The organism is Streptomyces sp. NPDC059866 (assembly GCF_042731325.1).
Lineage (GTDB): Bacteria > Actinomycetota > Actinomycetes > Streptomycetales > Streptomycetaceae > Streptomyces > Streptomyces flavusporus.
Map to the genome: position 1 here is coordinate 1 of NZ_JBHWJT010000003.1, position 18,856 is coordinate 18,856.

At 72.0% G+C, this 18,856-nt stretch carries 15 protein-coding genes and 2 pseudogenes; 7 read left to right on the plus strand and 10 right to left on the minus strand.

Annotation, left to right across the window (positions count from 1 at the left end):
- Positions 1-57: 57 nt before the first annotated feature.
- Positions 58-321 carry a WhiB family transcriptional regulator gene (locus ACFV7R_RS04395; protein ID WP_385259769.1) on the minus strand — a complete coding sequence of 88 codons (264 nt, stop codon included), beginning with the start codon at positions 319-321 and terminating at the stop codon, positions 58-60.
- Between the two features lie 391 nt (positions 322-712).
- Here ACFV7R_RS04395 and ACFV7R_RS04400 point away from each other — a divergent pair, with 391 nt between their 5' ends.
- The 3 genes from ACFV7R_RS04400 to ACFV7R_RS04410 all read left to right on the plus strand — a co-directional run bounded on the left by ACFV7R_RS04400 (position 713) and on the right by ACFV7R_RS04410 (position 2,873).
- Positions 713-1,639: an RNA polymerase sigma-70 factor gene (locus ACFV7R_RS04400; RefSeq protein WP_385259772.1), complete on the plus strand. Its 927-nt coding sequence runs from the start codon at positions 713-715 to the stop codon at positions 1,637-1,639.
- A 235-nt stretch (positions 1,640-1,874) separates the two neighbouring features.
- Positions 1,875-2,126: a hypothetical protein gene (locus tag ACFV7R_RS04405; RefSeq protein ID WP_385259774.1), complete on the plus strand. Its 252-nt coding sequence runs from the start codon at positions 1,875-1,877 to the stop codon at positions 2,124-2,126.
- Positions 2,127-2,321: 195 nt separating this feature from the next.
- Positions 2,322-2,873: a hypothetical protein gene (locus ACFV7R_RS04410; protein ID WP_385259776.1), complete on the plus strand. Its 552-nt coding sequence runs from the start codon at positions 2,322-2,324 to the stop codon at positions 2,871-2,873.
- Positions 2,874-2,916: 43 nt separating this feature from the next.
- Here ACFV7R_RS04410 and ACFV7R_RS04415 read toward each other — a convergent pair whose 3' ends face one another.
- Together ACFV7R_RS04415 and ACFV7R_RS04420 are read right to left on the minus strand one after the other, a co-directional pair.
- Positions 2,917-4,248 carry an NAD(P)/FAD-dependent oxidoreductase gene (locus ACFV7R_RS04415; protein WP_385259778.1) on the minus strand — a complete coding sequence of 444 codons (1,332 nt, stop codon included), beginning with the start codon at positions 4,246-4,248 and terminating at the stop codon, positions 2,917-2,919.
- Between the two features lie 199 nt (positions 4,249-4,447).
- Entirely contained in the window at positions 4,448-5,182 is a 735-nt protein-coding gene (locus ACFV7R_RS04420; protein ID WP_385259781.1) for an alpha/beta fold hydrolase, read from the minus strand.
- A gap of 218 nt (positions 5,183-5,400) precedes the next feature.
- Here ACFV7R_RS04420 and ACFV7R_RS04425 point away from each other — a divergent pair, with 218 nt between their 5' ends.
- Both ACFV7R_RS04425 and ACFV7R_RS04430 read left to right on the plus strand, forming a co-directional pair.
- Positions 5,401-6,318, plus strand: coding sequence for an RNA polymerase subunit sigma (locus tag ACFV7R_RS04425; RefSeq protein ID WP_385259784.1), 918 nt, complete (start codon positions 5,401-5,403; stop codon positions 6,316-6,318).
- 135 nt (positions 6,319-6,453) lie between these two features.
- The gene (locus ACFV7R_RS04430) at positions 6,454-6,975 is read left to right on the plus strand and encodes a hypothetical protein (protein ID WP_385259786.1); all 522 of its coding nucleotides are present in this window, start codon (positions 6,454-6,456) and stop codon (positions 6,973-6,975) included.
- 261 nt (positions 6,976-7,236) lie between these two features.
- Here ACFV7R_RS04430 and ACFV7R_RS04435 read toward each other — a convergent pair whose 3' ends face one another.
- The gene (locus ACFV7R_RS04435; protein ID WP_385259789.1) at positions 7,237-9,999 is read right to left on the minus strand and encodes an AAA family ATPase; all 2,763 of its coding nucleotides are present in this window, start codon (positions 9,997-9,999) and stop codon (positions 7,237-7,239) included.
- A gap of 198 nt (positions 10,000-10,197) precedes the next feature.
- Between ACFV7R_RS04435 and ACFV7R_RS04440 the strand changes: the two genes are divergently transcribed.
- Positions 10,198-10,551, plus strand: coding sequence for an antibiotic biosynthesis monooxygenase family protein (locus ACFV7R_RS04440; RefSeq protein WP_385259792.1), 354 nt, complete (start codon positions 10,198-10,200; stop codon positions 10,549-10,551).
- A 55-nt stretch (positions 10,552-10,606) separates the two neighbouring features.
- Here ACFV7R_RS04440 and ACFV7R_RS04445 read toward each other — a convergent pair whose 3' ends face one another.
- On the minus strand, positions 10,607-10,864 hold the full coding sequence (locus ACFV7R_RS04445; protein WP_385259795.1) for a hypothetical protein: 258 nt from the start codon (positions 10,862-10,864) through the stop codon (positions 10,607-10,609).
- Between the two features lie 621 nt (positions 10,865-11,485).
- Here ACFV7R_RS04445 and ACFV7R_RS04450 point away from each other — a divergent pair.
- Positions 11,486-11,762, plus strand: a pseudogene (locus ACFV7R_RS04450) (ABC transporter ATP-binding protein); the annotation flags it as partial.
- Here the strand turns inward: ACFV7R_RS04450 and ACFV7R_RS04455 are convergent.
- The 5 genes and pseudogenes from ACFV7R_RS04455 to ACFV7R_RS04475 form a co-directional block, all read right to left on the minus strand.
- Positions 11,723-11,905, minus strand: coding sequence for a hypothetical protein (locus tag ACFV7R_RS04455; RefSeq protein WP_385259797.1), 183 nt, complete (start codon positions 11,903-11,905; stop codon positions 11,723-11,725). The pseudogene ACFV7R_RS04450 and the gene ACFV7R_RS04455 overlap by 40 nt on opposite strands.
- An 88-nt stretch (positions 11,906-11,993) precedes the next feature.
- A pseudogene (locus ACFV7R_RS04460) lies at positions 11,994-14,074 on the minus strand (SWIM zinc finger family protein).
- A complete protein-coding gene (locus ACFV7R_RS04465) occupies positions 14,071-16,941 on the minus strand; it encodes a DEAD/DEAH box helicase (protein WP_385259799.1) in 2,871 nt (956 codons plus the stop codon). Before ACFV7R_RS04465 ends, ACFV7R_RS04460 begins: the two are co-directional and overlap by 4 nt.
- A gap of 98 nt (positions 16,942-17,039) precedes the next feature.
- Positions 17,040-17,633 (minus strand): sugar kinase, encoded by a 594-nt coding sequence (locus ACFV7R_RS04470; RefSeq protein WP_385259801.1) that lies wholly within the window; start codon positions 17,631-17,633, stop codon positions 17,040-17,042.
- Positions 17,630-18,811 (minus strand): ROK family glucokinase, encoded by a 1,182-nt coding sequence (locus ACFV7R_RS04475; RefSeq protein WP_385259803.1) that lies wholly within the window; start codon positions 18,809-18,811, stop codon positions 17,630-17,632. The genes ACFV7R_RS04470 and ACFV7R_RS04475 overlap by 4 nt, the downstream gene beginning before the upstream one ends.
- Positions 18,812-18,856 lie beyond the last annotated feature (45 nt).

The following is an 18,856-nucleotide window of genomic DNA, read 5'->3' on the forward strand; positions in this document are numbered from 1 at the left end:
GGGTGGTCCCGGCTTCGGGACCACCCCGCCCACCCACATCCGTGAGAGGCCCTGCTCTCAGGCGGCGCTCTTCACGGCCTGCTCGCGCACCGTCCGCCGACGCATGGCACGGCGCTCCCCTTCCGTGGTTCCTCCCCAGATCCCCTCGACCGGGCCCATCTCGACGGCCCAGGCCAGACACTGCCGCGTGACGGGGCAATGGCGGCAGACGGATTTGGCCTCGTCCACCTGCAGCGTCGCCGGACCGCTGTTGATACTGCCGACGGGGAAGAAGAGGTCAGGATCCTCGCTCAGGCAGAGTCCCCTTACGCGCCAATCCATGGAATGCCTCCTGTGTGCGGAACGGATACCGGTTCGGGGGGAGGTCGCTCTTCGTGTGGGGGAGCTCGCGAAAAGCGCGTGCCGCGCATTACCCCTTTCCACTTGAAAGACCGAACTGTCAGCGCGGGTGTGACATCCGGCCGATGACGGCGCCCGCCGTCGCAAGGCCCGCTCCGATGTGACAGCCGAACTGCCCGCCTCCGAAAACCCGGAAAAAAACTCGCCGCGAAAGTGTCACGAAGCATCCGCGCCCGCGGTCACTTCGTGCGGAGGCGAGCGCAGCACCCTGCCAGATCCCTCAGTACGCCGGGCCGCCACCGCGGCGGTCCTCGATAGAGGCCGATCGCCTTCGCCGACACACCTGTGACACAGAAACGGAGACTGAAGGATCATGCATCCAGAGGCGCCCCCCGCGGACAGTGACCTGAGCGAAGCCGTTTCCGTCTTCGTGGAACTCCGGCCACGCCTCTTCGGCATCGCCTATCGCTTGCTGGGCAGTGCGGTGGAGGCCGAGGACGTCGTCCAGGAGGTGTGGCTGCGTTGGCAGCGCACCGACCGCGCGATCGTGGTCAGCCCCGTCGCGTTCCTGTCCACCACCACCACACGGCTGGCCCTCAACGTGGCTCAGTCGGCCCGCCTGCGCCGCGAGAGCTACATCGGTCCGTGGCTGCCCGAGCCCGTCGACACCAGCAACGACCCGGAGGTCGGCGCCGAACGGGCCGAAGCACTCGAACTCGCCCTGCTGCTGGTGCTGGAGAAACTCCCTCCGACCGAGCGCGCCGCGTACGTGCTGAGAGAAGCCTTCGACTACGACTATCCCGAGATCGCGCGCATCCTGCGGCTCAGTCCCGTCAACGTGCGGAAGATCGTGAGCCGGGCGCGCAAGCACCTCACCGACAACCAGCGGGACAGCGTCGACGCCGCCGAGCACCGCAGGCTGCTCGAAGCCTTCGTCGGCGCCGCCCAGCGGGGTGACGTCGGCACGCTGGAGGAGCTGCTGACGCCGAACGCGGTCAGCCTGTCCGACGGGAACGGCATCCGGGGAGCGGCTCGGATCCCCGTCCTGGGCCGTTCCCGCGTGGCGAACCTGTCCACCGCGCACCGCCGCTTCTGGCCGACGGTCGAAGCCGAACCGGTCGAGGCCAACGGGCGCAGCGGCATCCTGCTCCACAGGGACGGCCGGCCCGCCACCTTCATGACGATCGCCGCCACACACCGTGGCATTCACCAGGTGATGTGGGTCTTCAACCCGGCCAAGATCGCCGCGTTCCTGGACTCCCGCTCCCGTTTCCACTGCGCGGTCGTCAGCGAGGTCTGAGTTCGCCCCCGGTCGCCCGCCGCGGTGGCGCGGCGGGCCGTACGCCGGTTGTCACAGCGCTCCTCACTGTTCGGTCAATGCGGTGTCGACGGCTTGCGGCGATGCCCGCCCGAGTCCCGCAGCGAAGGAGGAGGAGCATGGCAGGGACACACGTCATCCGATGCGTTCGAGCCATCACTGTTTCTGAGAAGCCTGTTTCACGAGCTTGCGGCACGAGCTGAGGAAGGACGAGGAGATGCCCCAAAGCACTGACCGGCAGTCCGATCCCGCTGCCGCCACCGCGACCCTGGCGGCGGAGGCCGCTCTGCTCGAAGGACGGCTGAGCCTGCTCCGAGAGGCGATCGAAACAGTGGACGCCCGTATCCACGCGGTCTCCGAGACTCTGCGGCGACTGCAGCTCTCCGTGGCAGAGTCCCCCGACCACGAGGCGCCCGCGGGCCGGGAAGGCGGCGCCCGCCTCGATCATTCGACGCCGGGCCGTGCCTGACGGAGAGCGCGGACGGGTACCGGCGGACCGTCGCGGTGGACGCGGTGCGCGCCACCGCTCCCGCCGGCCGCGCTCTCCGGTCGGCGGGGGTCGCTCGATCGATGCCCGGTATCATGCCCCCGATGCCGGGCCGGGTGACGGAGCCCGCACATCGGGCGGCCCCGCCGGAACAAGGGGTGAGGACGAGAGGAACGCATGGTCTCCGTGACCCCCACGGCGCGCAACATCGAGATCACCGCCGAGGGCCTCCAGGAGGACCTGGCCCGCCTGGAGATGCAGAAGCAGGCGCTGGAGAGGGAACTGGCGGCGGTCACCGCGCACCTCGGCTCCGTACAGCGGGCCCTCGGCGCCCTTCAGGCCCTCATGCCGGGGGCCGCTGCGTCGTCCGCGGCACACCGTCCCGTGGCCGCGGATGCGGAGGCGCCGGTGACGGTGGCATCGGTGCCCACGCCGCCCGCGCCGGTCGCGGACCCGGCCGAGGAGGGTGCCGCGAGCCGGGCGACGGCCGACCGCGCCGAGAGTGACACCGACGGTGTGAGGACGTACGGCAAACTCACCGAACAGATCCTGGCCTACTTCGCGCAAGCCGGCGACGTCGACGTCCGGGCCCGGGATGTGGCCGACGCCCTCGGCCGTGCCACCGACAGTGGCAGCATCAACGCCGTCCGGAGCACGCTCGACCGTCTCGTCGGCTCCTCGCGCGTACGCCGGGTCGGCCGCGGTCTGTACCGCGCGGCCAAACCCTGAGCAACGCCCGGCAGTTATCGGCAGTTACCGGCAGCGGACGCGCTCAGCGTGACTCCTGCCGCCGTGGCTCACCGCTGGAGACGAAGGCGTCCCTCGGGTGCTGGACCGAGGCGAGAGAGACGATGTCACGGCCGTAGAGGGCGGCGGTCGCCCACACGGCGAACACCCTCGCTTTGCGCTCCCAGCTCGGCACGGCCAGGACGTGGTAGCCGCGGTGCATCAGCCAGGCCGGGAAACCCTTGATGACCAGGCGTCGGTACTGGAAGATGCCACGGCCCAGGCCGAGCGTGGCCACCACCCCGAGGCTGTGGTGCACGTAGTTCTTGGTCGGCCGGCCGCGCAGGGACGCCAGGATGTTCTTCGCGAGGCGCTTGCCCTGACGCACCGCGTGCTGGGCGTTGGGCACCGTGCGGGCGTCCGGTCGGCCTACGGCGAGATCGGGCACCGAGGCGTCGTCACCGGCCGCCCAGACGTCCGGCACGACCTCAGTCTCCGTGCCCACCCGGAGATCCGCGCGCACCCTCAACAGGCCGCGCTCGTCGACCGGGAGGTCGGTGTGATTGTGCACGATCGGGTTGGAGGCGTTGCCCGCCGTCCACACGAGCAGACCCGAGTCGTACTCCGTTCCGTCCGACAGCACGACGCGTCCGTTCTCGGCGGAGAGGAGCTGAGTGTTCAGATGGACGCGCGCACCCCGCTTCTCCAGGGAGCGCACCACCCACTCACCGGGCCGGTCGGTGACCTCGGGCAGTATGCGGCCCCGCGCCTCGACCAGGTGGAAGGCGAGTTCGTCCGCCTTGATCTCCGGATAGTGCTTGAGCAGCGCGGACGCCAGGCCCAGCAGTTCACCGAAGCCCTCCACCCCGGAGAAGCCGCCACCGACGACGGTGACGGTGAGCAGCCTGCGCCGTTCCGGCCCGTCCGGCAGCGTCGCCGCACGGTCGAACGACGTGAGCAGCCGGTCGCGGATCGCCACGGCCTCCTCGACGTGTTTGAGTCCGTACGCCTGCTCGCGCAGCCCCGGGATCGGGAAGGTGCGGGTGACGGCTCCCGCCGTCACCACCAGCGTGTCGTAGTGCAGGTCGAACTCCGGCCCGGACTGCGGCCGGATCGTCACGGTGTGCGCGGCGTTGCGGATCTCCGTCACCGCACCCGCGATCAGACGGGTTTGGTGCAGATGCCGCCGGAGCGACACCGCGGCATGACGCGCCTCCACCGACCCCGCGACCACCTCGGGCAGGAACGGCTGATACGTCATGTAGGGACGCGGGTCGACCACGGTGACCCGTGCCTCGCCGCGTCGCAGCTTCTTCTCAAGACCCCACGCGGTGTAGAAACCCGCGTAGCCGCCGCCCACGATCAAGATCTCACGCACAGTGTCCTCTGTTCTCCTCGGCTTCGACTCTTAGACCGGTCGTCGCCGCCCCGTGTGACAGAAGCGGCACCGGCCCGGGCGCATACGCGATCGCCGGTGCCGCTTCTGGTTCTGCTCTGGCTGGATACCGTCACGTCGGTCGGGTGTGCGGTCCGCCGGTGCCGTCCGATCGGTCCGATCGCTCCGACCGTCGTGTTCGTCAGGCGCCGGAGTGCGCGCTCCAGTGCTTCTCCAGGATCTCGGCGACCTCCGCGGGCCGCTGGAGCAGCGGCCAGTGATTGCAGTCCATCTCGATCACTTCGGAAGCGCGCAGGGAGTCACCGAGCCTGCGCCCGAACTCGATCTGGCAGGCGGGGTCCTGCGCTCCCCAGAAGACCACGCACGGCGCGGTCACGTCGGCCAGCGCCGGCTCCCACTCCGCGCCCATGGTGACCGCCGACCGGTACAGCTTGAGGACCGCGTCCTTCATCGTGTCGTCCACCCGGCTCGCCATCTCCCTGGCCAGCGGGAGCGGCACGTCGAAGCCGACCGACACCTCCTCCGCGAACGGCTCCGCGCGCAGTTCGGACATGTAGCGGTCGCCCTCGACCTGGTCCTGCCAGATCTTGGCCAGCGGGTGCCAGACGTACTCCGCGCTGATCGGCCCGTTGCCTCCCGCCCAGGTACGGACGAGGTCGGGGCGCAGGGAGGCCACGCGAAGGGTGAGAATGCATCCCCAGTCGTGACCGACCAGGTCCACCGGCTCGCCGATCCGCTCCAGTCGCTCGATGAGCCAGTCCGCGTACTCCTCCTTGGTGGAACCGAAACCGGCCGGTCGTTCGGCCCCGAAGCCGGGCAGGTTCCAGGCTTCCACGTCGGGCCTGGTCAGGTGTCGGCGCACACCGTCCCATACGTGCTGGGTGTCAGGAACGCCGTGGACGAGAATCGCGGGCATGGGTGAACCCCTTCATGAGTGGATGCCGTCTCGTGCATGAAGTGACATCTCATGCTGTCACACTGTTATTGCCTCGCTGTGTCCCAGCATCCTGTGGCTGCACTCGACGATGACCCACTGTCACATGATCCGTGCTTGTACAGTCTGAACTGCAGGAGGGCGCTGCGATCCGACTGCGACGGTTGAGGTGCGGTGCCGGGTGAGAGGAAGGACGCCTCATGGGTCAGACCGGTGACACGGCACCGATCGCGGAGCTGCTGGACGAGCGACAGCATCTGCTCAACGTGGCCCGCTGGATGCTGGGGAACGGGCGCGTGGCCGAGGACGCCGTCACCGAAACCTACAGACGGTGGTACACGCTGACGGACAAGCAGCGCACAGGGATCACCGACCCGCGTATCTGGCTGACCAAGAGCACGGGCACCATCTGCCTGGCACGCCTGTCCGTGCCCGAGCGCCCGCTCCCGAACCCCGAGGGGAAGGGCCCGGACGCCGGCACGGAATTCGACCCGGCCCTGACGGAGGAGATCAGCGACGTCCTGCTCAACGCCCTGGACGCCCTCTCCCCCACCGAACGGGCGGCGTTCGTCCTCAACGACGTCTTCGCGATGCCGCCTCAGACGGTCGCCGACATCGTGGGCCGGACACCACACGAATGCGCCGAACTCGCCGACCGTGCCCGCCGCAGCCTGCGCATCAGCCGCGCGCATCCCACGACACCGCGAGAACACGACAAGATCGTTCGCGCCGTGCGGCAAGCCTGCGTCACGACCGACCCCGCGCACCTGGTGTCCCTGCTGTCTCCTCACGCCACCGCGTTCTTCGACGGCGGCGGCAAGATCCGTGCCCTGACCAGGCCGGTTCACGGCAGCGAGCAGGTCACCCGCGTCCTCCTCACCCTCCTTGCCCCCCGCCCCCACACCACCCTGCATCTCAGTTCCGCCAACGGCCGCGCCGCGATCGTCGTCCGCCACAACGACCAGGTCGCCGCCGTCATCAGCTTCGACATCGCCGACCATCACGTCACCCACGTCTGGGCCGTCCTGAACCCTGACAAGCTGCGCAGTTGGAACCGCCCGCACCTTCCTTCCGGCGGTTCCGACCGTTCCGACGGACACGGACCACGGGACGTCTGAGGGCGTCTGAGAAGGTCCCGGACAGTGCGACCGACCCTGCTGTCACACCTCTCACGCCGAAGGGTGTGCTTCGGCCGTTGCGCCCTGCGCGTGTCAGTGGCAACAATTGGTGAGGGTTGAGGATGAGAGGAAAACATGGTTCCGGCATCTCGCGCGGCGCACAACATCGAGGTCACGGCTGAGAGCCTCCAGGAGGATCTCAGCCGTCTGGAACTGCAGAAGCAGGCACTGGAGCGAGAACTCGCTGCGGTCGTCGCTCATCTCGACACCGTTCAACGGGCGCTGGGAGCCCTCGAGGTCATGCTGGCGGCCGCACCGCAAGAAGGGGCACCCTCGGACACGCTCCCGACCGCCTCCCCCACCACCTCGGCCGACATCGCTCGAACGGCACGCGGGACCGGGGGCGAGAAGGGACCGACGACGCGGGCAGCCCGGCCGAAGGGCGCCCCGGAGCGGACGTACGGCAGGCTGACCGAACAGATCCTGGACTACTTCGCGAAGGTCGGCGACACGGATGTGCGCGCCCGCGACGTGGCGGTGGCGTTGGGCCGTGCCACCGACAGTGGCAGTATCAACGCCATTCGCAGCACACTCGACCGGCTCGTCGGCGCCTCTCGTATCCGGCGCACCGGTCGCGGTCTCTATCGCGCCTTGTGATCCTGCTCCCGAACAGCTTTTCCGTCGGCACACGACGGGTGGCCCCGGACGCCGGTCTCGGGGGAGCGATCGACGTCCGGGGCACACCGCATCCGCTGGCTCTAGGTAGCGGGTGGCACTCCGGACGCCTCGCGTGGGACGCACAACCCGGCGTCCGGAACACTGTGTTTACCTTACCGCACTTTTCACACGCTCTGACAACCACAGTGTTGTCCCAGGTCCCACGCCCGTCACGATGCTCCGTCGACAGGCCGTTGCCGTTCAGGGCCTCGACGGAGTCAGGGTGAGTTCGGCGAGGGCGGGCTTCAGCTCGGTCCGCCGCTTGATACCGAGCTTCGCGAAGACCTTGCGCAGGTGGTACTCGACAGTGTGAGCACTGATGAACAGGCGGGCGCCGATCTCCCGGTTCGTCAGTCCTTCGCGCGCCAGGCGGGCCACGTTGAGTTCCTGCTCGGTGAGCTGCGCTGCCGATCCCCGTTCGCGCACCCGCAGGGTTTCACCGCTCGCGCGCAGCTCGTCCGCGGCGCGCTGGGCGAAGCCGTTCAGGCCACAGGCCGTCAGCACCTCGTGCGCGGCGCGGAGTTGCTCGCGCGCGTCGGCGTGCCGGCCCTGGCGGTTGAGCGCCTCGCCGTACAACAGTCGGCAACGCCCCACCCAGATCGGGATCCGCTCGTGCTCGAAGCGCTTGATCGCGTCCCGGTACAGGTTCTCCGCCTCCTCACCCTCACGCAGTTGCGCCTCCGCCATCGCCAGCACGGCCAACGCGTAGGAGGTGCCCACCGGCCGTGTGACGCCGGCCAACTGCCTGAGCGCCGTCTCGGCGAGCGCGTACTCACCGGTGTGCGTGGCCGCTTCCACCAGTTCGAGCAACGTGCGCATCGCGAGGTTCAGTTCATGGGTGTACGGCAGCTCGCGGCGGCTGCAGACCACCGCCTCGGCGAAGCGGCCCAGGCCGTTGTAGAGGACCGCCTGGGAGAAGTTGGCCGCGCTCAGCGCGTATCCCTCGCCGCGCGCCTGCCCGTCGGCCCGGATGCGCTCCGCCCAGCGTTCCGCGTCGTCGACCTGTCCTCGGTACGACGCGAGGAGGAGCCGTCCGTACCGCGGGAGCGGATTCCCGGTGGCTTCCTTGATGGCGTCGATCTCGTCGCAGGAGGCTTCGGCCCCGTCCAGGTCGCCGTCGGTCATCTGCACCAGCATCAGCAGGCTCAGGGCGATCGGCAGTACGGTGACGACGCCTTCGGCGCGGGCCAGCTCGACCTGCCGGTCGGCGAGGGCGCGAAGTCCGGCCGGGTCCCACAGGTCCTGGGCGGCACGCGAGGCGAACCACATCCAGTGCAGTTCGAGGAAGTCCGGTGCCTGCTCGAGGAAGGCGCGCTGGGCCCGTCGCAGGGTGGCGATCGCGGCCTCCTGCCCCTCGGCGGCGAGCAGCGCCTGGCCGCGCAGAATGAGGTCACCCGCCCGGTCGGACTCCTCAGCGGCCGGCGTCGCCGCGAGGATCGCGTTCGCGACGGCGGCCACCTGTTCGGCGTCGCCGAGCCTGCCGCCGTAGGTCGCGGCGGCCAGCGCCTCGATGTAGGTGTCGCGGGCGAGCACCGGGTCGAGCCCTTCGAGTCCCTGCGCCGCGGCGAGCAGGTGCTGCACCCCGCTGCGATCACGCCGCAGCGCGTATCCGGCCCGAGCGTGCAGCCGCGCGACGAGCGCCTCCTGCAACGTGGTGAGAGGGAGGGCGCGGGCGGACTCGAGCAGGCGGAGGGCGGCGCCCGGCGCGCCCGCGTTGTGCTTGGCCTCGGCGGCCGCGATCAGCCGCTGCCCGCGGTGGAACGGCGACGGGGTGAGCTCCGCCGCCCGTTCCAGAAACGCGCCCGCCGCAGCCGGGCCGCCGCGTGTCCGCGCACGCGCCGCGGACCGCTCGAGATCGGCGGCGACCTCCTCGTCCGGGTGCAGTGTGGCGCTGGCCCGGTGCCAGGCCCGGCGGTCCGGGTCGTGCTCGGCGCTGGTGACGTCCGCCAGGGCGGCGTGGACGCGGCGCCGGTCCGCCGGTGACGCCGCCCGGTACACGGCCGACCGCACCAGCGGATGACGGAAGCCGACGCGGGTGCCGACGACGAGCGCCTCAGCGTCCTTGGCCGCGTCGAAAGCGTCCGGCCCCAGTCCCAGTACCGCGCTCGCCCTCCACAGCAGTCCGGGGTCACCGGTGGGCTCGGCGGCCGCCAGCAGCAGCAGGAGGCGCGCCGGTGCGGGCAGCGAGGCGAGCTGCACGACCAGGCTCTGCTCGATGCGGTTCTCCAGCGGCAGGGTGCTGCTCAGGGTGAGGCCGCTGGCGATCTGGGCCGGGTTCAGGGCCCGGGGCAGCTCCCGCAGCGCGAGCGGGTTGCCGCGAGCCTCCGCGATGAGCTGGTCGCGGACCCGCTGGTCGAGACCGCCGGGCACCGCCAGGCGCAGGATTTCGCGCGCGTCCTCGTGGCCCAGCCCTTCCACGACCATGTGCGCCAGGCCCGCGAACACCTCGTCGGGCTGGCGCATGACGAGCACCAGGGCGATGCCTTCCGCGTCCAGCCGCCGGGCGGCGAACGCGAGGGCGCGTGCCGAGGCGTGGTCGAGCCACTGTGCGTCGTCGACGACGCACAGCAGTCCGCGGTCCTCCGCGGCCTCGGTGAGCAGCCCCAGCAACGCCAGCCCGACGAGGAACGGGCTCGGCGCGGCGGCGCTGCGCAGCCCGAACGCCGCTTCGATGGCCTCCTGCTGCGGGGCCGGCAGCCGGGCGGCCGAACCCATCATGTGCCCGCAGAGCTGCTGGAGGCCGGCGTAGGCGAGTTCCATCTCGGACTGCGAGGCGACGATGCGCTCGGTGCGGACGTTTACCTCGGCCCTCGCGATGACGTGGTCCAGGAGCGCCGTCTTGCCGACACCGGCCTCGCCGCAGACGACCAGTGCCCCACTGTGGCCGACGCGGGCACGGCGCACCAGAGCTTCCAGTTCCGCCAGCTCGTCGCGTCGCCCCCGCAACGGCGCGATATCAGGCATAATGTCCGCCTTTGCCGCAAGTATCGCTCCGCCATGCCTTTGTCCATGCATCTTATCCGAGTGGGCCGAACCCACTCGTCATTCGTCAAGACCGCCCCCGGCACGCCGTACGGCCCTCGCACACCGTCTGCCAGGTAATGACCCGGCAAAAAGCCCGGCGGCTCGTCACACCGTCGACTCGTCGCCGGACAGGGTGGCATGAGTCATTCCCTGGATTCGAAGACCGGCGTCGACGGCCCGGTCACCGTCATCAAGAGCTACACCGTGCCCGCGGACGAGGCCGACTACTTCGCCGAGGTGTACCAGGAGAACGCCCGGATCATGTCGACGCAGCCGGGCTTCCTCCGCTCCCGTCTGCACCGCCCCCTCGCCGACGCGCCCGAGACGCGATTCGTGCACGTCGCCGAGTGGAGCTCGGGCACCGCGCTCGACAAGGCCACCGGAAATGCCGAGTGGCATGCGTCGTTGCAGCGCATGTTCGACGACCCGGGCCTGCACATCACCTCGGAACCCGCCAGCTATCGCGTCGTCGTCGAGCTCCACCCCTCCTGACCACGGCGAAGGCCGTCGGCGGCAAGGCGGACGGCTACTTCTGCTCGACAGATCTTCACGGACGCCCGCCGGGTGGGACCGCGGTTCGCGGGACCGTCGACGGGCGCTCGCGTCCGAGTTCCGTGAGGGCGGTGAGTGCCGCGTCGTACAGGTCGGGGGCGACCAGTTCCCCGGTCGCCAGCAGGAAGTCGGCGACCGGGGTCAGCAGCAGGGTGCTGCGGTCGAAGTCGTGGGCCACGGCCCGGTCGGGGCCCGGTCCGGACGCGGGGCGGAAGCGACGGGGGTGAGTCGCATGCCGTAGAGCAGTGTGCACGGGTCCTCCGGGCCGCGCGGGCCGGTGTCCTGCTTCCGCCACTCCTCGCGGCGCCGGGCCTCCCGGGCCGCCGCGGGGTCGAGGGCCTTGAGCAGCGCCTCGAAGCGGCCGATGCCCTCCGGATCCCACTCCCCCCACAGGCGCAGCAGTTCCAGCAGTTCGGGTGCCAGGTGGAACTCGTCGGCGAGACGGGCGAGTTCGGGGATGTCGACGTCCCGTTCCGGGTGAGCGTCATGATCACGTCGACGATGTCCTTGGCGTTGAAGGGCCGTTCGAAGCGCTCCTCGGCGACGGCGAGGAGCCCGGCCGCGACCGGGTCGTCCGGGAGCCGGGGGCGCAGCGGGACCGCGCCCTGATCGCCGGTGAGCGCACAGGTGAAGATCTCGGCGCGGGGGTCGTAGTCCAGCAGCGGATCCGCCGCCGGCCAGGACAGGGTGACCAGGAAGTGCAGGCCCGCGGTGCCGAACATGGTCACGTCCATCTCCGACGGGCCGTGCTCACGGACGAGCGCGCCGACGACCCGCCACAGCGCGGTCGGGTCCGGGACCACCAGGTCGATGTCGTTCACTCGGCAACAACGGCGCCGGCAAGTCGACGACGGTCTCCACGATCTCCGGCGTGGTGCGGTCCCGGGCCGGTTCCATCACGGCCTACGGAGACGACATCACGGCGGCGACGCCCTGGTCGATCGTCGAACGCGGGATCGTACACGTGCCCCGAAGGCCGGCGGATCTTCTCCCGGCTGACCGTCCACGAGAACCTCCAGCTCGGCGGCTGCACCGCGCGGGACGGTGCGTCGATCGACAAGCGCATCAAGGAGGTCTACGAGCTGTTCCCGCGCATGGCCGAACGCCGCAATCAGCAGGGCGGCACGCTGTCCGGCGGCGAGCAGCAGATGCTGGCCATCGGCCGGGCCATGGTCACGGGACCACGGCTGATCATGCTGGACGAGCCGTCCATGGGTCTGGCACCGCTGGTCGTGGCCCAGGTCATGGACGCCATCGTCTCGATCAACCAGGCGGGAACGTCGGTGCTGCTCATCGAGCAGAACGCACGGGCCGCCCTCAAGGTCGCCCACCGCGGTTATGTCATCGACTCGGGCCGGGTGAAGGTGACCGGGGCGGTGTGGTCAGGTTTCCTCGGTGGCGCCGAGGCCCGTGAGGGCGCCGACCGGGTCGGGGTCCGGGGTGCCGCGGGCCACCAGTCGTCGTGGCCCGGTTCCGACTCGTAGGCGTACCACAGGTTGTCGCGGCCGAGGCGGAGCTGGACGTGGCCGTGCGGGTGGGTGAGGCGGTTGCGCCAGGGGCGGAAGGCGGGGAGGTCGGCGGCGAGGAGGAGCGGGCGGGCCCGGTCGAAGCGGCCGGCCGGCGGGTCCCAGGGTTCCTCCAGGACGCTGAGGCCGTCGAGGCCGCCCTGCCGCCAGGCGGCGACCGCCCGGGCCAGCTCGGCCGGGGTGCGGCCGGCGGCGGAGGCGAGCGAGGAGTACAGGGCGCGGGTACCGGCGGTGAGACCGGAGCCGGGGCGGGCCGCGGCGAGCCGTACCGCGTCCTGCCACAGGGTCAGCTCGGCCACCGGGTCCCCGCCGGTGGCGAGCAGGGCGTGGGCGCGGGCGGCGGCGTCGGTGGCCAGCTGATCCAGCGCGAAGGGGTCCGGGCCGCCCGGGGCAGCCGGGTATGCCGGGGGCTGCTCGGGGTGCGGGGGAAGAGGCAACGGGGGTGGAAGGGGCGGGGGTTCGCGACGGGAGAGGGCGTCGGTGGCCCGCGTGCCGGGCAGCGGGGACGGTTCCCGGTCCTGGGCGGCACGGGCCGCGCGGGCGGCGCTCAGCCGGGAGAGCGCGTCGAGCAGCTCGCGTTCGCCCCGGCCGCGCAGCAGGAGCAGGACGAAGGGGTCGGCGTCGAGCAGGCGTGCGGTCTGGTAGCAGAGGGCGGCGGCGTGCTTGCAGGGGTGGCCGCGGTCGGGGCAGCTGCAGCGCGGATCGAGGTCACCGGGGCCGGGCAGCAGCGGTACGTCCCCCTCGGCCAGCGCCTCGGGCATCTCCTTGTCGAGGAGCGCGGCGATGTGCGCGGGACGGTCGGCGGCGGCGTCCAGAAACCGCTCCCAGTCGGCGTCGTCCAGGGTGCGCAGCCGGACCTGCACGCGGTACGGCCGGGGGCGGCTGCCGCGCACGTAGGCGAGGACGAGTCCGGGCGTGACCGTGATGGCGTCCACGTGACCGCGGTCGGCGTAACCACGCCCACGTGCCAGCCGCTTGACGTCCAGCGCGCCCTCCTCCAGCGCGGTGATCCAGGCGTTGCCCCACCAGGTCGCGGCGAAGGGCGCGTCGTCGGACGGCCGGGCCGGGAAGGCGGGGAAGGTGCGACGCAGCTCACCGTCGCGGTGCGGCGAGCCCATGGAGCGGGGGACGCGGGGGGTTGCGGCGGGAACGCCGGGATGGGCGCCCGGCTCCGGACCGGCGGCGGACCCGTCGGGGTGGGCGCCCGGCTCCGGACCGGCGATGAACCCGCCAGGGTGAGCGCCCGGCCCGAGACCGGCCGCGGACCCGTCGGCATGGGAGCCGGGCTCCGGACCGGCGACGGACCCGCCAGGGCGGATTCCGGGCCGGCCGGTGGCGGACCCGTCGGGGTGGGCGCCCGGCTCCGGACCGGCGGCAGGCATGCCGAAACGGGCAGCCGGCCCTGGACCAGCGGTAGCCACGCCGAACCGGGCACCCAACCCCGAACCAGCAGCAGACACGTCAGGACGGGCACCCAGCCCCGAACCACCGGCGGGGTCCGTGCCCGGCTCCGTCTCCGAGGCCGCCGCGCGCTCGCGCAGGGCTGCGCGGAGTGCGTCACGCGCGGCGTCTGCGGGGCGGGCGTTCGTCCGGTCGGCCGGCTCGACGTCCTCCGCCGCGCCCTCGGCTTCGCCCTCACCGCGTCGCGTCGATGCCGCCCGGCGCAGTGCCGCGCGGGCTGCGTCGCCGGGCCTGGGCGTTCGAGCCGCGGAGTCCTTTGCCGCGGGAGGCCGGTCCGGCGGCGGGGCCGGTGGTTCGTCCGTGGACCGGTCGGCGGCCTCCTCGGGATCCCGGCTCCCCTGTTCCCGCGCGGCCCGCAGGGCCCGGCGGGCCGCGTCGGCGGGGCGTGGCTGTGGCGTGCGGTCGGCCGGGACGGCGGCGTCCGGCGCGGCGGGACCGTTCGGGACCGTCGGGTGTTCTTCGCCCGCGCCCGTCACGATGCCCTCCGCAACGACACCAGGTCGGACAGCTCACGGTCCGTCAGTTCGGTGAGGGCGGACTCGCCGGAGCCGAGGATCGCGTCGGCGAGGGCCCGCTTGGACTCCAGCATCTGGGCGATGCGATCCTCGACCGTGCCCTCGGTGATGAGACGGTGGACCTGGACGGGCTGGGTCTGGCCGATGCGGTAGGCGCGGTCGGTGGCCTGTTCCTCGACCGCGGGGTTCCACCAGCGGTCGAAGTGGACGACGTGGCCCGCGCGGGTCAGGTTCAGGCCCGTGCCGGCGGCCTTGAGGGACAGCACCAGGACCGGTGTGGCGCCGCTCTGGAAGCGGTCCACCATGCGTTCGCGTTCCGGGACCGGTGTGCCGCCGTGCAGGAGGTCCACCGGGACGGCGCGGGCGGCCAGGTGGGTGCTGATCAGTCGGGCCATGCCGACGTACTGCGTGAAGACGAGCGCCGAGCCGTCCTCGGCGAGGAGTGTGTCCAACAGTTCGTCCAGCAGGGCGAGTTTGCCGGAGCGGGCGGCGAGCCGGTCGCCGCCCGGCCCGTGCTCCCCCTTCAGATACAGCGCCGGGTGGTTGCAGATCTGCTTCAGCGAGGTCAGCAGCTTCAGCACCAGCCCGCGGCGCGCCATGCCCTCCGCCGTCTCGATGGCCAGCAGGGACTCCCGCACCACCGCCTCGTACAGCGCGGCCTGTTCACGGGTGAGCGGGACCGGGTGGTCGGTCTCCGTCTTGGGCGGCAGCTCGGGGACGATGCCGGGGTCGGACTTCTTGCGGCGCAGCAGGAAGGGCCGGACGAGGCGGGCCAGTCTGGTCACCGCCTCCTCGTCCTCGCCGTTCTCGACGGCGCGCGCGTGCCGGGCGCGGAAGGACTTCAGGGGGCCGAGGAGGCCGGGGGTCGTCCAGTCCAGCAGCGCCCACAGCTCGGAGAGGTTGTTCTCCACCGGCGTGCCGGTCAGGGCCACGCGCGCGGGTGTCGGGATGGTGCGCAGGGCCTTCGCCGTCGCCGAGTAGGGGTTCTTGACATGCTGTGCCTCGTCCGCGACGACCATGCCCCACTTCTGCTGTGCCAGTGTCGGGGCGGCCGAACGCATCGTGGCGTACGTGGTGAGGACGAATCCGCCGTCGAGATCGTCCAGGGTGCGCTCGGCGCCGTGGTGGCGGCGGACGGGAACTCCGGGGGCGAACCGGTGGATCTCCCGCTGCCAGTTGCCGAGCAGGGAAGCCGGGCAGACCACGAGGGTCGGTTCGGTGCGGGCCCGCTTGAGGTGGAGGGCGATGACGGTGACCGTCTTGCCCAGTCCCATGTCGTCGGCGAGGCAGCCGCCGAGGCCGAGGGAGGTCATGAGGTCGAGCCAGGCCAGGCCCCGGAGTTGGTAGTCGCGCAGGGTCGCCCGGAGGCCGGCGGGTGGTTCGGCGGGCCGTACGCCGGCGGTCAGCCGCTCCCGCAGCGCCGCGAGTGCGCCGACCGGCACCGCCTCGACCTGCTCGCCGTCGACCTCCGCGGTGCCGGTGAGGGCGACGGACAGCGCGTCGACCGGGTCGAGCAGGCCCAGTTCGCGCTTGCGGGCCTTGCGGACCAGGGCCGGGTCGACGAGCACCCACTGGTCCCGCAGCCGTACGACGGGACGGTGGGCCTCGGCCAGCGCGTCCATCTCGGACTCGGTGAGCGGCTCGCCGCCGAGCGCCAACTGCCAGCGGAACTGGAGCAGTTCCTCGCTCTCGAAGAAGCCGGTGCCGTCGGTCGCCGAGCCCGGCGCGGGCCGTACCACCGCGGCCGCCGTGAGGTCCCTGGCCAGGTCGCGGGGCCAGTGCACGGCGACCCCGGCCGCCGCGAGCCGGCCGGCCGCCGCGCCCAGCAGGTCGCCGAGCTCCGGCTCGGACAGGGCGAGCACGTCGGGCACGTCCTGCTCGGCGAGCCGGTCCAGCGGAGGCCAGACGCGGGCCGCCCGGCGGATGGCGAGCGCGGCGTCCACCCGCGCGCGGGGACCGAACTCGGCGTCCGCGTCGCCCGCCCACAGCGCGGCCGCGTCGACGACGAGCGTGGGGTCGGCGAGGCTGTGCACCTGCACGATCGCGGCCCCCGCCCGGCGCACCCGGTCGTCGCTCTCCCCCACGTCGAACAGGTCGTGCGCCGACAGGTCCAGGCGGAGCGAGATCCGCACACCCGCGTCCATCCCGGCGGCGACCTCGGCGGCCCAGTCGTGCGCGGCGGGCAGGTGCTGCGGTTCCTGCGCCGCGAAGGGCCTGCCGCAGGCGTGCGCGGCGGCCGGGGTGCGGGGCAGGGTGTCGGCGACCGCGTCCAGGAAGGAGCGCATCAGGGCTTCCGGCTCGGGCAGCAGAAGCGGGCCCGGGCCGGGCAGGGGCACCGCATGGCCCTCGTACGGCAGGGCGGCGGCCACCGCGCGCAGGTGGGCGATGTCGTCGGGGTCGAGGGGGCCGGCCCGCCAGGCGTCGTGGCCGGTGGGCGTCAGGCCGGGCAGCAGGCGGCCGCGGGCGGCGAGCCGCAGCGCGTGCAGGGCGGCCGCGCCCCAGCAGGCCGTGGCGGGGTGGGCGGCGGGGTCGTGCCGCGCGCGCACGAGCAGCGGCAGGGCCTCGCCGACCGGCAGGGTCAGTGCGGGCGTCCGCCTGCGGCGCACGCCGGCACCATGGGGTCGTACGACGGTCAGGTCCATGCGCTCGGCACCCCATGGGGGTGCCGCTGCGGGAGCGGGGAAGGTCGGCGAACCGTCCTGCGGATCCCAGAAGGCGACCCGGCCCGCGCGCGGAAGTGGTGCCGGCAGGAAGACGGCTGCGAGTCCCGCGGGCACGGCAGAACCGTCCGCCCGCCCGTCCGCCCCGGTCTGCTCGCCCGTACGCATGGTCACCTCCCGCCCGCTCGTCGGATCAGCCGTCTTCGACTCTACGGGCGGGGTCTGACAATCGGCCCCGGCGGCCGGCGGCACGCAGCCGGGCGTGGTCAGGGAACCACGCGGGAGACGACGTACACCATCGGGTAGGTCGGGTTGCCCGTGTTCACGACCACTTGCTGCGTCGGCCTGGGTTCCTTCTGCTCGTGTACCAGGCCCCAGTAGGTGCCGGGCCGGGCGCCGGGGCCGGCGAACTTCCAGCCGGTGGCGTTCCGGTCGCGGGCACCGATGGTGATGCTGCCCTTGTTCAGCTGCCCACGGCTGACACCGATCTCCTTCAGGAAGGCGTCCAGTCCGGCGTGCGTGGTCTGGAACTGCACGTAGAGGCGGCTGGTCCGCCAGTTGTTCGTCTCGTACCACGCCACCTGGTTGGCCGGATGCGGTATCGGCACCTGGTAGAGGCGGCGCTGCACCTTGGACGGCCAGCCCTCGGTCAGGCCCCGGGCCGAGTACTTCTCCTCCTTCTCCTTGCCGCTGTTGCGGCTCTGGTTGGCGGAGATCACCAGGTAGCCGGCCGGGATGCCGATGAGCAGCACGATGATGAGCAGGGTGAACGCTCTCCGGCGGATCACGTGAGCACGGTCCTCGGCCCGAACGTCCGGCTCGTCCGCGGGACCGCCCTGCTGGGGCAGCGAACCGGTCACGTCCACTCCCCGGTACGGCGGGCCTCCGCGTACCGCTCGTAGCGCTCGTACCGCTCCACCCGGCGGCGCTTGGCGCGGCGGAAGCGGCGGGCGACCAGCCGGGCGAGGTCGGCGGCGCCGACCATGCCGGCCTCGGGGCCGAGCTGGGCGCGGGTGATACGGGCCTCGGGGCGGTAGCCGCGGCCGGTGAGATGACGCCGGAAGGCGTCCCGGGCGGGGCCGATCAGCAGGTCGTCGGCCGCGCTGACGCCGCCCCCGATCACGAAGCAGGACGGATCCAGGGCGGCCGCCAGGTTGGCGATGCCGACGCCGAGCCACTGCCCTATGTCCTGAAGCAGCTCGATGCACATCGCGTCGCCCTCGCGGGCCAGCTCGGTGATCATCGGGCCGGTGATGTCCGCGACGTTGCCCTTGACGTGCTCGATGATCCCGTACGCCACCGGCGAGTCAGCGGCGGCCAGTTCCCTGGCCTCCCGGACCAGCGCGTTCCCGGAACTGTACTGCTCCCAGCAGCCGCGGTTGCCGCACGGGCAGCGGTGGCCGCCGGGCACCACCTGCATGTGCCCGAACTCGCCCGCGACACCGAACTTGCCCCGCTTGACCTGGCCGTCCTCCAGGATCGCGCCGCCGATGCCGGTACCCAGCGTGATCATCACCAGGTGGTCCTCGCCGCGGCCGGCGCCGAAGCGCCACTCGGCCCAGGCGGCGGTGTTGGCGTCGTTGTCCACCAGGACCGGGACGGACAGCCGGCCGGCGAGGCGGTCCCGCAGGGGTTCGTTGCGCCAGGACAGGTGGGGGGCGAACAGGACGCGGTTGCGGTCGGCGTCGACCCAGCCGGCCGCGCCGATGCCGATTGCGTGCACGTCGTGGCGGTCGGACAGGTCCAGGACCAGTTCGACGATGGTGTCCTCGACGACCTTCGGGCTCTTGGACTTGTCCGGGGTCTCCGTGCGGAGCTTCTCCAGGATGTTGCCGTCGGCGTCGACGACTCCGGCCATCACCTTTGTGCCGCCGATGTCGATGCCCACCGTCGGCACCCGGGGTGCCGTCAGATGGGAGCGGCGTTCCCGGGTGCCGACCGTGCGCAGCACTGGGGCGCGGCGGGAGCCGATGGGGGCGCCGCCTGCGCGGGCGGAACTCAGCGCCCGGGAGATCGGGAGGTCACGGTAGGTGCTCATCGCCGCCGATTCTGCCGCACGCTCACGCCGGGTGCCGAACAGGGG

Coding starts and splice junctions, on each gene's coding strand:
- ACFV7R_RS04425 (WP_385259784.1), top strand. CDS start 5,401: ATGGGTCAGACCGGTGACACGGCACCGATCGCGGAGCTGCTGGACGAG.
- ACFV7R_RS04395 (WP_385259769.1), bottom strand. CDS start 321: ATGGATTGGCGCGTAAGGGGACTCTGCCTGAGCGAGGATCCTGACCTC.
- ACFV7R_RS04405 (WP_385259774.1), top strand. CDS start 1,875: ATGCCCCAAAGCACTGACCGGCAGTCCGATCCCGCTGCCGCCACCGCG.
- ACFV7R_RS04435 (WP_385259789.1), bottom strand. CDS start 9,999: ATGCCTGATATCGCGCCGTTGCGGGGGCGACGCGACGAGCTGGCGGAA.
- ACFV7R_RS04410 (WP_385259776.1), top strand. CDS start 2,322: ATGGTCTCCGTGACCCCCACGGCGCGCAACATCGAGATCACCGCCGAG.
- ACFV7R_RS04455 (WP_385259797.1), bottom strand. CDS start 11,905: ATGAGCAGCACCGACGTTCCCGCCTGGTTGATCGAGACGATGGCGTCC.
- ACFV7R_RS04420 (WP_385259781.1), bottom strand. CDS start 5,182: ATGCCCGCGATTCTCGTCCACGGCGTTCCTGACACCCAGCACGTATGG.
- ACFV7R_RS04465 (WP_385259799.1), bottom strand. CDS start 16,941: ATGCGTACGGGCGAGCAGACCGGGGCGGACGGGCGGGCGGACGGTTCT.
- ACFV7R_RS04440 (WP_385259792.1), top strand. CDS start 10,198: ATGAGTCATTCCCTGGATTCGAAGACCGGCGTCGACGGCCCGGTCACC.
- ACFV7R_RS04475 (WP_385259803.1), bottom strand. CDS start 18,811: ATGAGCACCTACCGTGACCTCCCGATCTCCCGGGCGCTGAGTTCCGCC.
- ACFV7R_RS04400 (WP_385259772.1), top strand. CDS start 713: ATGCATCCAGAGGCGCCCCCCGCGGACAGTGACCTGAGCGAAGCCGTT.
- ACFV7R_RS04430 (WP_385259786.1), top strand. CDS start 6,454: ATGGTTCCGGCATCTCGCGCGGCGCACAACATCGAGGTCACGGCTGAG.